General features: G+C 73.8%; 15 protein-coding genes. 6 read left to right on the top strand and 9 right to left on the bottom strand.

The annotated features are described in order from the left end of the window. Positions 1–34 precede the first annotated feature (34 nt). A complete protein-coding gene (gene aspS, locus ACFU74_RS19465; protein WP_380758225.1) occupies positions 35–1,333 on the bottom strand; it encodes an aspartate--tRNA(Asn) ligase in 1,299 nt (432 codons plus the stop codon). A 339-nt stretch (positions 1,334–1,672) separates the two neighbouring features. On the opposite strand from aspS, the gene ACFU74_RS19460 reads away from it, so the two are divergent. After that, a complete protein-coding gene (locus ACFU74_RS19460; protein WP_380758223.1) occupies positions 1,673–2,560 on the top strand; it encodes an FAD-dependent oxidoreductase in 888 nt (295 codons plus the stop codon). 753 nt (positions 2,561–3,313) lie between these two features. Here the strand turns inward: ACFU74_RS19460 and ACFU74_RS19455 are convergent. The 3 genes from ACFU74_RS19455 to ACFU74_RS19445 form a co-directional block, all read right to left on the bottom strand. Then, positions 3,314–3,448 carry a hypothetical protein gene (locus ACFU74_RS19455; protein WP_380758221.1) on the bottom strand — a complete coding sequence of 45 codons (135 nt, stop codon included), beginning with the start codon at positions 3,446–3,448 and terminating at the stop codon, positions 3,314–3,316. Between the two features lie 7 nt (positions 3,449–3,455). Next, complete coding sequence (locus ACFU74_RS19450) at positions 3,456–3,935, bottom strand: hypothetical protein (protein WP_380758219.1); 480 nt, start codon at positions 3,933–3,935, stop codon at positions 3,456–3,458. A 162-nt stretch (positions 3,936–4,097) separates the two neighbouring features. Next, positions 4,098–4,568 (bottom strand): Lrp/AsnC family transcriptional regulator, encoded by a 471-nt coding sequence (locus ACFU74_RS19445; RefSeq protein WP_380758217.1) that lies wholly within the window; start codon positions 4,566–4,568, stop codon positions 4,098–4,100. A gap of 121 nt (positions 4,569–4,689) precedes the next feature. Between ACFU74_RS19445 and ACFU74_RS19440 the strand changes: the two genes are divergently transcribed. Then, complete coding sequence (locus tag ACFU74_RS19440; RefSeq protein WP_380758215.1) at positions 4,690–4,869, top strand: hypothetical protein; 180 nt, start codon at positions 4,690–4,692, stop codon at positions 4,867–4,869. On the opposite strand, the gene ACFU74_RS19435 is transcribed toward ACFU74_RS19440, so the two are convergent. Then, positions 4,866–5,381: a hypothetical protein gene (locus tag ACFU74_RS19435; protein WP_380758213.1), complete on the bottom strand. Its 516-nt coding sequence runs from the start codon at positions 5,379–5,381 to the stop codon at positions 4,866–4,868. The genes ACFU74_RS19440 and ACFU74_RS19435 overlap by 4 nt on opposite strands. 333 nt (positions 5,382–5,714) lie before the next feature. Here ACFU74_RS19435 and ACFU74_RS19430 point away from each other — a divergent pair, with 333 nt between their 5' ends. Continuing rightward, positions 5,715–5,897 (top strand): PspC domain-containing protein, encoded by a 183-nt coding sequence (locus ACFU74_RS19430; protein ID WP_380758211.1) that lies wholly within the window; start codon positions 5,715–5,717, stop codon positions 5,895–5,897. Positions 5,898–5,970: 73 nt separating this feature from the next. Here the strand turns inward: ACFU74_RS19430 and ACFU74_RS19425 are convergent, their stop codons facing one another. The 3 genes from ACFU74_RS19425 to ACFU74_RS19415 all read right to left on the bottom strand — a co-directional run bounded on the left by ACFU74_RS19425 (position 5,971) and on the right by ACFU74_RS19415 (position 8,820). Beyond that, positions 5,971–6,330, bottom strand: a complete 360-nt coding sequence (locus ACFU74_RS19425; RefSeq protein WP_380758209.1) for an ATP-binding protein — start codon at positions 6,328–6,330, stop codon at positions 5,971–5,973. A gap of 204 nt (positions 6,331–6,534) precedes the next feature. Then, on the bottom strand, positions 6,535–7,686 hold the full coding sequence (locus ACFU74_RS19420; protein ID WP_380758207.1) for an adenosine deaminase: 1,152 nt from the start codon (positions 7,684–7,686) through the stop codon (positions 6,535–6,537). Positions 7,687–7,866: 180 nt separating this feature from the next. Then, on the bottom strand, positions 7,867–8,820 hold the full coding sequence (locus ACFU74_RS19415) for a LysR family transcriptional regulator (RefSeq protein ID WP_380758205.1): 954 nt from the start codon (positions 8,818–8,820) through the stop codon (positions 7,867–7,869). Positions 8,821–8,925: 105 nt separating this feature from the next. On the opposite strand from ACFU74_RS19415, the gene ACFU74_RS19410 reads away from it, so the two are divergent. The 3 genes from ACFU74_RS19410 to ACFU74_RS19400 are packed head-to-tail and all read left to right on the top strand — an operon-like array spanning position 8,926 to position 11,087. Further along, the gene (locus tag ACFU74_RS19410; RefSeq protein WP_380758203.1) at positions 8,926–10,257 is read left to right on the top strand and encodes an MFS transporter; all 1,332 of its coding nucleotides are present in this window, start codon (positions 8,926–8,928) and stop codon (positions 10,255–10,257) included. A gap of 9 nt (positions 10,258–10,266) precedes the next feature. Continuing rightward, entirely contained in the window at positions 10,267–10,494 is a 228-nt protein-coding gene (locus ACFU74_RS19405) for a hypothetical protein (RefSeq protein ID WP_380758201.1), read from the top strand. 38 nt (positions 10,495–10,532) lie between these two features. Beyond that, entirely contained in the window at positions 10,533–11,087 is a 555-nt protein-coding gene (locus ACFU74_RS19400) for a Uma2 family endonuclease (protein ID WP_380758199.1), read from the top strand. 32 nt (positions 11,088–11,119) lie between these two features. On the opposite strand, the gene ACFU74_RS19395 is transcribed toward ACFU74_RS19400, so the two are convergent. Next, on the bottom strand, positions 11,120–12,397 hold the full coding sequence (locus ACFU74_RS19395) for a thymidine phosphorylase (RefSeq protein ID WP_380758197.1): 1,278 nt from the start codon (positions 12,395–12,397) through the stop codon (positions 11,120–11,122). Positions 12,398–12,410: the final 13 nt, after the last annotated feature.

The raw sequence follows: 12,410 nt of genomic DNA, 5'->3' as shown, positions 1-12,410 counted from the left end.
CGGATCGCCCCCGGAGGCGCCCCGGCGCCTCACCTCACGGCGTCAGCCGGTGCACGTCGCGCGGGAAGAGGGCGGTGCGGCGGACGTTGTCCTCCCCCGTCAGCCGCGCCGTCCAGCGTTCCAGGCCGAGCGCGAACCCGCCGTGCGGCGGCATGCCGTGCGCGAAGGCGCGCAGGTACCCCTCGTACGGCCCGGCCGGCTCGCCGCGGGCGGCGAGGGCCGCGAGACAGTCCTCGTACCGGTGCAGCCGCTGGCCGCCGGTGACCAGCTCCAGCCCGCGGAAGAGCAGGTCGAAGCTGTTCGAGTACTCCGGCCGGCCCGGCTCGGGGTGGGTGTAGAACGGCCGCTTGCGCATCGGGTAGCCGGTCACGAACAGGAACGGGCTGCCGTGCTCGCGCTGCGCCCACTCGCCGAGCCACCGCTCGTGCGCGGGCGCGAGGTCCGGTTCGTCGGCGCCCAGCATCCGCATCGCCTCGGCGAAGTGCAGTTGCGGGATCTCGGCCGGGACGGCGGGCGGCTCGACGCCGAGGGTCGCGAGAGCGTCCCCGGCCCGTTCGGTGACGGCCGCGACCATCCCGGCGAGGGCGGCGCGCACCACGGCCATCACGTCCCGGTGGTCGGCGACGAAGCCGAGCTCGGCGTCCAGGCTGGTGTACTGGGCCAGGTGACGGGCGGTGTCGTGGGGCTCGGCCCGGAACACCGGCCCGGTCTCGTAGACCCGCTCGAAGACCCCGACCATCGCCTGCTTGAAGAACTGCGGCGACTGCGCCAGGTACGCCTCCCGTCCGAACCAGTCCAGCGCGAAGACGTTCGCACCGGACTCGGTCGCCGAGGAGACCACCTTCGGCGTGTGGATCTCGGTGAAGCCGAGGCCGTCGAGCGCCGCCCGGAAACCGTGCACGGAGGCCGCCGACACGCGGTGCAGCGCCGACAGCCGGGGGTGGCGCAGGGTGACGGGCGCACCGTCGAGGATCACCGGCAGTGCGGCGGGCACCGCGGGGCGGAAGAGGTCGAACGGCGGCGCGGCGGCGGGGCGGGAGAGCACCTCGACGTCCGGTCCGGTCAGCTCGACGCCGTTCGGCGCCTGGGGGTTGGCCGTGACGGTGCCGCGAACGCGCAGCACCGTCTCCTCGGGCAGGTCGGCCGTCCCGGCGGGGGCCACCACCTGGGCGAGGCCCGAGCGGTCGCGCAGGACGAGGAAGGTCACGGACTTCAGCGCGCGGCGGCGGTGCAGCCAGCCGGCGAGTTCGACGGTGCCGCCGATCCGGCCCGGCAGGTCGGCGGCCAGGACGCGGGCGGTGTGCGTGGTGTCGGTGATGGCGGGGTGGATCATCGCGGCCCTCCGGGGGCGTCGTGGTGATCCCTTGGGAGTGCGGGCGAGAAGGGGACTCGCGGTGCCACCGCACTTTCGCCGCCGTCGCCGTCGCCGAGGAAGCGGCGGGCGGCGGCCTCGTTCGGCCCGGTGACGGGGGCCGGCCGGCGGGGCATTTCCTCCCCGCACTCGGGAGTGTCTTCCCTCCCGGACGCGAGGCCGCCTTCACAGCAGCCGGCGGCTCTCTCGGCTCGCGGGGCCCGGAGGTACTCGTCTCCGTCGACGTGTTGCGGCGAGGCTAGGACGCCACCGGCCGTCCCGGCAACCGGAATTCCGCCCGGCGGCCACTACCCTGCAGTGGTGACCCGACCGTCCAGCACGCCCTACGACCTGGTGATCATCGGCGGCGGCCCGGCCGGCTGCGCGGCGGCGGTGATGGCGGCGAGCGTCGGACTGCGCTCGGCGCTCGTCGAGCGGCGCGAACCGGGCGCCACCCTGCGGCGCGTCCCGGCGGTGACCAACGTCCTCGGCTTCACCACCGGCACCGCCTTCGCCGACGCCGTCGCCGCGGACGTGCAGCGGGTCGCCGACTCCTGCGACCTCCTGCTCGGCACCCCGGCGACCGAACTGCGCGCCGACGACGAGGGCGTCACCGTCCGCCTCGCCTCGGGAGCCGTCGTCCGCGGCCGCTACGCGATCGCCGCCACCGGCGTCCGGGCGGCCCTCCCGCACGAGGCCGGCTGGCTCACCTCCACCGTGGACGCCCCGCCGCCGGTCTGGGAGGCCGACCCGGCGCGCCTGGCCGGCCGCCGCGCCCTCGTCCTCGGCGCCGACCGCCCCCTCGGCACCCTGCTGCGCGCCCACCCCGACACCCCGCTCGACCTGGTCGTCCCCCACCCGCCCGCCGACGCCTACAAGGCCGACGAGGTGCGGTCCGACCCGCGCGCCACCCTCCTGGAGCTCGACGCCCTCGACCTCCGCCCCACCCCCGAAGGCCACCTCACCGCAGGCCGGTTGGGCACCTTCGCCCCGGACACCGTCTTCGTCAACCTCGGCGTCCGCCCGGCCACTCTCCCGGGCGACCTCGCCCCCGCTCCGGACGGCTACTGCCCACCCGACCGCCAGCACCCCCGCATCCTCCCCGCCGGGGACCTCCGATCCCCCCGCGCCCAACGCATCATGACCGCCACCGGCTCCGGCGCCGAAGCCGCCCTCCATGCCTACTACGCCCTCCGCCTGGACAACTGACTGCCGGTCAGTCCGCCCTCCGGTTCCCGCCGCCTCGGACCGGACCGCCGTCATCGGAGTCGACGACGCCCCCTTCACCGAAGCCGCCGTCCCCGGCGCACCGTCGGCTTCGAGCAGCCCGAAGACCTCACCGCGACGGCCGGCGCCCAGCAGTGGCACGGCGTGGACCGGGAAGTCGGCGGGCCCGACTTCCCGCTCCACGGAGGTCCTTCAGCGCCGAGCCGATCAGGTGAGGCGGCGAACTCGCCGGCCTCGGTCGCAGGGACGAGGGCGTCCGACCGCCTGGGCGAAGGGCTCTCCGGGACCGGTGCGACGTCCGCTCTGGGCCGACCGGTGACAGGGACCTTACGATACGCGGATGTGCTTCCGCCGCATCAGTTCGAGCCGGCACTTCGTGTGCCTGAGCTGCCGGGCCTCCTGCAAGAAGAGGTCCCAGCCACGACTGGCGCACGTCTGCCCCCGGTGCAGAGGCGCCCTGATCGACGCGGGCCATGACCTCGCAGTACCCGCCCACCGGGATGCGGCAGGCTGGCGAGCACTCTCCGCACTGCTCAACGCCGGAGTCACCTTCCACTCCTCCTGCTGCGACGGCCCCGGCTGGCGGCCACGCACACCCGGCGAGGCCAGGGCACGACTGACGGCCTCCGCAGGCACCGGAATTCCCGTGTCCACGGCACTGACCACCCTGGATGTGGACGAGCTGCGAGCGCGGCAGTCCAGGCGTCGACCCACGGGCCGCCGGGCCGCAACCGCTCAGGCGAGGTGATCGAACTCGCCGGCCTCGGCGGCGGGAAGGAGCGCCCCCGGCTGCTCCGCACCGACGACCAGCACGCTCTCCGGCGCCTCGGGCTCCCGCAGACGGCCCCACTCCCCGCACCGCGCGCCCACGGTGAGTTCAACGCGGCTTGCGTCTGCCGTTGAACCACTGAACGACGACTTCTGCCGCAGGGATTCGGACACCGAAGGCCTTACGAACCCGGCCCTCCCGGCGGAGGCTGCGGACGGCGAGGGAGAAGGCGGCGGCGGTGAGGGTGGTGGAGAGGAGGAAGAGGAGGACGACGCCGAGGTGGAGGAGGGCGTGCGGTTCGCGGAGGATGCGGGCGAGTACGAGGTAGCCCGCGGAGGCGGTGAGGACGGCACCGAGGGTGGGGGCGGAGCACCGGTGGAAGGCGAGGTTCCTGGGGAGGGCGGAGAGGAGGGAGCCGGTGGGTATGGAGACGAAGGCCCCGAAGAGGAGGCCGACCATGGCCCCGATCGGGACCGAGGTGTAGTGGAAGGCGACCAGGGCCACGAGGGCACCCCACAGGGCCCCGCCGATGACGCCGACCTGGGTGGTGCGAACGATGAGCCGGATACGCCAGGCTTCGGCGTCCATCGGTGGGGGTCCTCCGGGTTGGTCAGGTGAGGTGGTCGAACTCGCCCGCCTCGACGGCGAGGAGGAGCGCGCGGAGCTCGGGGGCGCCGGTCCGGTCGAACGCCTGGCTGCACGTCGCGGCACTCTCGCGATCACCATAGTGGTCGGCCCGCTCGGCCTCCCCTACTCGGGTGCCCCTGCGCGGGGCACTGCCGGGCCCCGGGGTGGGAGCGGGCGGCTCAGCACCAGGTTCGTCGTCGTGGCGCCGTACTGGGCCAGCTCGTCGACGATCTCCTCCAGGTGCCCCGTCGACGTCGTCGCGACCCTCAGCACGTAGCAGTCGTCCCCGATCGTCCGCAGGCACTCCAGGACCTCCGACCGCTCCTCCAGCAACCGCCGCAGCGGCTCGTGCCGCGCCGCCGGCCCCGGGTACGCCAACCGGACCACCGCCGTCACCGGGTACCCCGTGCGTTCCAGGTCCACCTCGGCGCGGTAGCCGGTGATCACACCCGCCGTCTCCAGCCGCCGCACCCGCTCCGTCGTCGCCGACGCACTCAGGTTCACCCTGCGCGCCAGCTCCGTGAACGCGATCCGCCCGTCCTCCTGGAGCTCGGCCAGGATCGCCCAGTCCGTCGCATCAAGAATCTCGGTCATGAGCCCAGGTTGCAGGTGATTCCACGGCCGAACAACCCCCTGACCGGTAGATGTCACATCCGGCAATCCGCCCGACACCGACGCTTGCCCCTGCCCCAGGGGCAGGGCGCAGAGTGGTCCCGTGCACGAGGACTTGATCACCGTCGGGGAGCTCGCCACCCTCACCAGGAGCAGTCCCAACTCGACGCGGACGGCGACCAATCGCGAGGTGTACTACCCCGACTACCTGACCGCCGCCGGCCACGAGCACATCGCGGACGTCGCCGTCCCGTTCGCACCCGCGCCTGGCCCCTGGGCCTAACCTCCGGGCGGCTCCTGGAGGCACGGGGTGATGACGACGAAGGCCAGCGCGTCGTCGCCCTCCCCGCTCCGCACGGACACCTGGTGGCGGCTCCCGGGATGGCGGGCGCCGACCAGCGAGTGCGGCGTCCCGTCGGTCGTCACACGGAAGTCGGTGACCTCGAACCCGTCGCCCAGCAACCGGTCCCGGGCCCTGCGCACCACCTCGGCGTGCCGGGAGTTCGGGGTGTCCGACCTCGCGCCGTAGATCAATTCGTAGCGGTCTTCGAAGAAGGGCTCGCCCTTCTTCCCGAAGCACCGGCTGAAGTTGGTGCCGGCAGGCCCGTCGTTCAGCCGGACCTCGACGGCGAGCGCCAGGTGTTCCACCACGCCACGCGCCCACACCACCGCGTCCGCACGGGACTTGACGGGCAACGGGTCGTCCTTGCCGTCGCCGGGGCCCGAGGCCGTGCATGCTCCGAGGGCCGCGACCAACAGCGCGGCGCCCAGCAGTCGACCCCGGTGGTCCGCCATGCGGTCTCCCCCCAGGGACGACGGGCACGCGTCCGCGCTCAGGACACCGTGCGCGGCTACGCCGATGCTAGAACCGCCCGGAGCTCATGGGAATCCCTGGAAGTCGAACGGCCGTGCACGGGAAGTCGGGCGGGCCGACTTCCCACTCCACGCGCCCGGCAATCTCCGGGCCGACCCTGAGGGGAACCCTGAGAGGGGGTCGTGCGCGGTCAGGACGCAGGTCGGGGGCGGGATCGGCTTGCGGGGGGACGTTCCCGGCGGGGCGGCGGCGGAGTATGGAAGTACGCCAGCCGGAGAGCCCGGCCGACGGCCACCACAGCAACGGAGTTCGTCATGAGCCGCCTCGCCCGCCCCCGCCACAACCGCGTCATCGCCGGCGTCTGCGCCGGGCTCGCCGAGCGCTTCGGGCTCACGCCGTGGACCGTGCGCGCGATCTTCCTGGCCTCCTGCCTGCTGCCCGGCCCGCAGTTCCTGATCTACCTGGCGCTCTGGCTGGTGCTCCCCCAGGAGCCGTGACGCCGGAGAGTGCCGAAGGGGCCGGCCGCCTCCCCAGCGGGAGCGGGCGGCCCCTTCGGACGAGCGCGCCGGGTCAGCCGGTGAGGCCCGGCAGCGGGAGGGTCTGGGTGAGCGAGCCGAGCGGGGTCTTGTCGAGGCCCGGCACGGTCGGCAGGGCGGCCCGGTTGCCGGTGGCGGCGGCCGGGGTGCCGGTGGCCTGGCCCACGCTCGGGGCGAGGCTGCCGAGGGTGCTGCTGACCTTGTCGGCGATCGGCAGCTTGCCCGCGGCGTCGGTGAGGGCGCCGGTGGCGGCCGGGTTGGTCAGCAGGTTGGTCGGGAGCCCGAGACCACCGGTGGCGGTTGCGGGGGCCGCGGAGGCGCCGCCGGCGCCGACCGCGGCGATCGCGATGCCCAGCGCGGCGGTGCCGGCGGCCTTGAGAGTGGCCTGCTTCATGTGGTTCCCCTTGGGTCCTCGTCCGGTGGCCGACACGCGCGGCCGGCGCGACGGGGCCCGCCGCCACCGCCTGTCAGCAATGACGCGCACACCGTAGTGAGGCGATCGCGCGGGGTTCAACGCGATTCACCCGCCCGAGCGAGAAGTGGGATGAACGCCAACCCCGGGGCGGGCGGTGGCGTTCATCCGACCACGACGGGGTGCTCAGCTGACGCCGGCGCTGAACAGCCACTCGGCCTTGAGTTCGGCGTAGCCCGGCTTGATCACGTCGTTGATCATCGCGAGCCGCTCGTCGAACGGCAGGAAGGCCGACTTCATCGCGTTCACGGTGAACCACTCCAGGTCCCCCAGCGTGTAGCCGAAGGCCTCGACCAGGTGCGCGAACTCGCGGCTCGTGCTGGTGCCGCTCATCAGCCGGTTGTCGGTGTTCACGGTGACCCGGAACTTCAGCCGGCTGAGCAGCCCGATTGGGTGCTCGGCGTACGAAGTGGCCGCACCGGTCTGCAGGTTGGAGGTCGGGCACATCTCCAGCGGGATCCGCTTGTCGCGCACGTACGCGGCGAGCCGGCCCAGCTTGACGGTGCCGTCCTCCTCGACCGTGATGTCGTCGACGATCCGCACGCCGTGGCCGAGGCGGTCGGCGCCGCAGCACTGCAGGGCCTCCCAGATCGACGGCAGGCCGAAGGCCTCGCCCGCGTGGATGGTGAAGTGGTTGTTCTCGCCCTTGAGGTAGTCGAAGGCGGCCTGGTGGCGGGTGGGGGGGAAGCCCGCCTCGGCGCCGGCGATGTCGAAGCCGACCACGCCGGCGTCACGGTGGCGGTTGGCCAGTTCGGCGATCTCCGACGAGCGCGCGGCGTGCCGCATCGCGGTGATCAGGGTGCCGATCCGGATGCGGCGGCCGGCGGCGCGGGCGTTGGCCTCGCCGAGCCGGAAGCCCTCCTGGACGGCCTCGACGACCTCGTCCAGGGTCAGGCCGCGCTCCAGGTGCTGCTCGGGGGCGTAGCGGACCTCGGCGTAGACGACGCCGTCGGCGGCGAGGTCCTCGGCGCAGTCGGCGGCGACCTTGATCAGGGCCTCGCGGGTCTGCATGACGGCGCAGGTGTGGGCGAAGGTCTCCAGGTAGCGGACCAGCGAGCCGGAGTCGGCGGCCTCGCGGAACCAGGTGCCGAGGTCCTTGGGGTCAGTGGTCGGGAGGCCCTCGTAGCCGACGGCGGCGGCCAGCTCGACCACGGTCTCGGGGCGCAGGCCGCCGTCGAGGTGGTCGTGCAGGAGCACCTTCGGCGCGCGGGCGATCTGGTCGGGGGTGGGGATCCGGGGGCCGGTGCCCGCGGTGGTGGCGGGGATCTGCTTCTCCATTGCGGGAGTGTAGCTCCTACGCGCGTAGACAGACCACCGTCCAGGGCCCCGAATCGCCCAATGTCCACCGGGAATTCCACCAAAGGGACGATCCGGGCAACCCACCCGTCGGTCCGCGCCCCGGAAGCCGCCGCGAGCCCGGTCGCACGCCTCCGTCACGCGCCCCTCAGCGGCCCGCCCTCAGTCGTGCGCCAGCAACCGCCCCCGCCGCGACAGCACGAAGTCCCGGAACGCCGCCGCCGGCGGCGTCAGCGGCCGCCCCGCCGCCCACGCCAGCCCGATCGCCCGCCGGGTGCGCGGCGCCGTCACCTCCAGCTCCACCACCCCCGGCCGCGGCACCAGCGCCGGCGGCAGCAGCGCCACCCCCAGCCCGGCCGCCACCAGCCCGCGCAGCGTCTCCGCCTCCTCCCCCTCGAAGGCGATCCGCGGCGCGAACCCGGCCTCCGCGCAGAAGCCGTCCGTGATCGCCCGCAGCCCGTAGCCGGGCTCCAGTCCGACGAACGGCTCCTCGGCCACCTCCGCCAGCCGGATCCGGCGGCGCCCGGCCAGCCGGTGGTCCGCCGGGACCACCAGGTGCAGCCGCTGCTCGTCCAGCCGGCGGGCGGCCAGCGCCGGGTCGTCGTCCGGGACCGGCGCGACCAGGCACAGGTCCAGCTCCCCCGCGCGCAGCCGCTCCAGCATCGCGCCCACGTAGTCCTGCACCAGCTGGAACCGCACCAGCGGGTACGCCGCGCGGAAGTCCCGCAGCAGGGCGGGCACCGCGTCCGTCCCCATGGTGTGCAGGAACCCGAACGCCACCCGGCCGGTCGCCGGGTCGGCCTCCGCCCGCGCCGCCTCGGCGCCGCGCTCGACCTCGGCCAGCGCCCGCTCCACCGAGGCCAGCAGCAGCCGGCCCGCCCGGGTCAGCCGGACCGTCCGGCCCTGACGGGCCAGCAGGTCGACACCCAGATCCGCCTCCAGCCGGGCCACCGCCCGGGACAGCGTCGGCTGCGGCATCGCCAGCAGCGCCGCCGCCTGCGTCACGTGCTCCAGCCGGGCGACCGCCGCGAACTGGGCGAGCAGCGGGGCGAATTGCACCGCGGGCAGCTCCGGCCCCAGCTCCGCGAGCCGGGTCGGCTCCGCACCAGTGGCCATCATGCCCTCCTGCCGTCACCACACGCTCTGCTGATACGCCTGTGTATGGATTATGGACGGTTGATGCATTGGACGCATCAGCCCGGCGGTTCTAACGTCGACGTCATGCAGCCCTCCAGTACCGGGGCGTCCGCGGCCACGCCGGACGCCCTCGCCCTGCCGATGCCCCGCACCGACGAACGCCCGCGCACCGACGACCGTCCGCACCCCGACGACCGCCACCGCCCCGGCCAGCGCTCCTTCCGCCGCGCCAACCTCGCGCTGTTCGCGGCCGGTATCGCGACCTTCGTCCTCCTCTACTCCACCCAGGGCCTGCTGCCGGTCCTCTCGGACGACCTCGCCCTCACCCCCGGCCAGGCCAGCTGGACGGCCTCCGCCGCCACCCTCGGCCTGGCCCTCGCCCTGCTCCCCGCGAGCGCGCTCTCCGACCGGTACGGCCGCACCGCCGTGATGACGGCCTCCACCCTCGCCGCCTCCGCCCTCGCGCTCGCCCTGCCGTTCGCGCCGGACCTCACCACCCTCGTCGTGCTCCGGGTGCTCCAGGGCGCCGCGCTCGCCGGACTGCCCGCCACCGCGATGGCCTACCTCGCCGAGGAGGTCCACCCCTCCGCACTGGCCTCCGCGATGGGCCTGTACGTGGCCGGCAACAGCATCGGCGGCATGGGCGGACGGCTGCTCTCCGGCTGGGTCGCGGCCGGCTACGGCTGGCGCTGGGGGCTCGCCGCCTCCGCCGCCCTCGCCCTGCTCGCCGCCCTGGCGTTCCGGCTGCTCGTCCCCGCCGCCCGGCACTTCACCCCGGCCCCGGTGGACGCCCGCGCCCTCGCCCGCACCGTCGGCCGGCACCTGCGCAACCCGCTGCTGCTGCGGCTGTACGCGCTGGGGCTGCTGTTCATGGCCGTGTTCGGCGCGGTCTACAACACCGTCGGCTACCGGCTGATCGGCGCGCCCTTCCACCTGCCGGAGTCGATCGCCGCCTCGATCTTCGTGGTCTACCTGGTCGGCACCGGCACCTCCGCCGCCGCGGGCCGGCTGGCCGCCCGGCTCGGCCGCCGCGGCGCGCTGTACGTCGCGATCGGCACCACCGCCCTCGGACTGCTGCTCTCCCTCGCCGACTCCCTGGTCCTCGCCCTGCTCGGCCTGGTGCTGATCACCGCCGGCTTCTTCGCCGGCCACGCCACCGCCTCCGCCGCCGTCGGCCGCACCGCCACCGAGGGACGCGCCCAGGCCTCCGCGCTCTACCTGATCGCCTACTACCTGGGCAACAGCCTCGGCGGCACCATCGGCGCCGACGCCTACCACGCCACCGGCTGGCCCGGCGCCGCCACCATCGGCCTCACCGCCATGGCCCTGGCCGCCGCCGTCACCCTCTACGCCACCCACCAGGCCCACACCACCCGCCGGGCCGAACGCCTGCCGGGCAGACTTTCGGCCCGGTAGCTTTCCCCTGTGGAAGATCAGGGGTCGGCCGCCGCGGTTCCGGAGGACCAGGGATGGTTCTGGAGCCCGGCCTGGCAGCGCGAGGAGGCCGAGATCGACCGGGCCCTCCGCCGGGGAGAACGCGGCAAGATGTTCCCGAACGGCGAGGAGTTCCTTCGATCGCTCGCCGACGAGGCCGGGCTGGACCTGGAAGAGATCAAGCGACGCGCGGACGCTCGCGGAGCGGCGGATACTTGAGAAGCCGACCGTCGGCTGCCGTCGCTAGACTCCGGAATATGAGCGTCGATCCTGCTGTGTACGACCGGTTGCGCGAGATCGCCAATCAGCTACCGCAGATCCCCGGGATAGGGAAGATCGAGATCGCCGACGGCGAGATCGTCATGATGATGTCGCCGGTGAAGCGCCACGAACTCGCCGTACTTCGCATCGCCCGGCAGCTCAACGCCCAGCTCCCGCAAACCCATCCCGGCTACGTTGCGCATCCCGGGGCGGACCTCGAGGATGTCGGCCTGGGGCGCCTGCGCAATCCCGACCTCATGGTGTTCGCCGAGAAGGCATTGGAGAGCGACCAGTCGGCGCTGCTGCCCCACGAAGTCCTGCTGGTCGTCGAGATCGTCTCCAAGTCCAACCCCGACAACGACTACCACGCCAAGGTCCGCGACTACGCGGCCATGGGCATCCCGCTCTATCTCATCGTCGACCCGCGCAAGGGCACCGGCATCGTCCACGACGAGCCCGGCTACACCCGCCGCAGGGAGTTCGCCTTCGGCGACACCGTCGCCGTCGGCCCCTGGACCGTCGACACCAGCGGTCTGCTCACGTACGCCTGATCCGGCGTAGGTGAGCAGACCCCGGGAAACCGTCAGGCGATGCGGTCCAGGACGATCGGGGTCGGCGTGAACGCCGTGCCCGCGGGGGCGACGTCGATACCGCCGGCGAGGGCCTCGACGGCGTAGTCGAAGCGCTCGGGGGTGTCGGTGTGCAGGGTCAGCAGGGGCTGGCCGGCCACCACGGTGTCGCCGGGCTTGGCGTGCATCTCGACGCCGGCGCCGGCCTGCACCGGGTCCTCCTTGCGGGCGCGGCCGGCGCCGAGGCGCCAGGCGCAGACGCCCACCGCGTAGGCGTCCAGCCGGGTGAGCACGCCGGACGCCGGGGCCGGGACGACGTGCCGCTCGCGGGCGACCGGCAGCGGGGCGTCGACGTCGCCGCCCTGGGCGGCGATCATGCGGCGCCAGTGGTCCATCGCGGAGCCGTCGCGCAGCGCGTCGGCCGGGTCCTTGCCGTGCACGCCCGCGGCGGCCAGCATCTCGCGGGCCAGCGCCAGGGTGAGCTCGACGACGTCGGCCGGGCCGCCGCCGGCCAGCACCTCGACCGACTCCCGGACCTCCAGCGCGTTGCCGGCGGTGAGGCCGAGCGGGGTGGACATGTCGGTGAGCAGGGCGACGGTGTTGACGCCGGCCGAGGTGCCGAGGCCGACCATGGTGCGGGCCAGTTCACGGGCGTCGTCGATGTTCTTCATGAAGGCGCCGGAGCCGACCTTCACGTCGAGGACGAGTGCGCCGGTGCCCTCGGCGATCTTCTTGGACATGATCGAGGAGGCGATCAGCGGGATCGCCTCGACGGTGCCGGTGACGTCGCGCAGCGCGTACAGCTTCTTGTCGGCCGGGGCGAGGCCGTCCCCGGCGGCGCAGATGACCGCGCCGGTGCCCCGCAGGACCGCCAGCATCTCCTCGTTGGACAGCAGGGCGCGCCAGCCGGGGATGGACTCCAGCTTGTCGAGGGTGCCGCCGGTGTGGCCGAGGCCGCGGCCGGACAGCTGCGGGACGGCGGCGCCGCAGGCCGCGACCAGCGGGGCGAGCGGCAGGGTGATCTTGTCGCCGACGCCGCCGGTGGAGTGCTTGTCGCTGGTGGGCTGCGCGAGCGAGGAGAAGTCCATCCGGACGCCGGAGCGGATCATCGCGTCCGTCCAGCGGCTGATCTCGCGCGGGTTCATGCCGTTCAGCAGGATGGCCATGGCCAGGGCGGACATCTGCTCGTCGGCGACCTCGCCGCGGGTGTAGGCGTCGATGACCCAGTCGATCTGAGCGTCGCTCAGCTCTCCGCGGTCGCGCTTGGTCCTGATGACGGAGATGGCGTCCATGGTTGCTCCATTG

Origin of the sequence: Kitasatospora sp. NPDC057500 (assembly GCF_042802195.1) — a bacterium.
In the GTDB taxonomy this organism is placed as follows: Bacteria; Actinomycetota; Actinomycetes; order Streptomycetales; family Streptomycetaceae; genus Kitasatospora.
This window is presented reverse-complemented; position numbering and strand designations above follow the sequence as displayed.

What these genes read in the sequence shown, in the direction of transcription:
- ACFU74_RS19435 (WP_380758213.1), bottom strand. Translation starts at nt 5,381, where the DNA reads ATGGCGGACCACCGGGGTCGACTGCTGGGCGCCGCGCTGTTGGTCGCG.
- ACFU74_RS19425 (WP_380758209.1), bottom strand. Translation starts at nt 6,330, where the DNA reads ATGAAGCAGGCCACTCTCAAGGCCGCCGGCACCGCCGCGCTGGGCATC.
- ACFU74_RS19450 (WP_380758219.1), bottom strand. Translation starts at nt 3,935, where the DNA reads ATGGACGCCGAAGCCTGGCGTATCCGGCTCATCGTTCGCACCACCCAG.
- ACFU74_RS19415 (WP_380758205.1), bottom strand. Translation starts at nt 8,820, where the DNA reads ATGGCCACTGGTGCGGAGCCGACCCGGCTCGCGGAGCTGGGGCCGGAG.
- ACFU74_RS19400 (WP_380758199.1), top strand. Translation starts at nt 10,533, where the DNA reads ATGAGCGTCGATCCTGCTGTGTACGACCGGTTGCGCGAGATCGCCAAT.
- ACFU74_RS19430 (WP_380758211.1), top strand. Translation starts at nt 5,715, where the DNA reads ATGAGCCGCCTCGCCCGCCCCCGCCACAACCGCGTCATCGCCGGCGTC.
- aspS (WP_380758225.1), bottom strand. Translation starts at nt 1,333, where the DNA reads ATGATCCACCCCGCCATCACCGACACCACGCACACCGCCCGCGTCCTG.
- ACFU74_RS19410 (WP_380758203.1), top strand. Translation starts at nt 8,926, where the DNA reads ATGCAGCCCTCCAGTACCGGGGCGTCCGCGGCCACGCCGGACGCCCTC.
- ACFU74_RS19420 (WP_380758207.1), bottom strand. Translation starts at nt 7,686, where the DNA reads ATGGAGAAGCAGATCCCCGCCACCACCGCGGGCACCGGCCCCCGGATC.
- ACFU74_RS19445 (WP_380758217.1), bottom strand. Translation starts at nt 4,568, where the DNA reads ATGACCGAGATTCTTGATGCGACGGACTGGGCGATCCTGGCCGAGCTC.
- ACFU74_RS19395 (WP_380758197.1), bottom strand. Translation starts at nt 12,397, where the DNA reads ATGGACGCCATCTCCGTCATCAGGACCAAGCGCGACCGCGGAGAGCTG.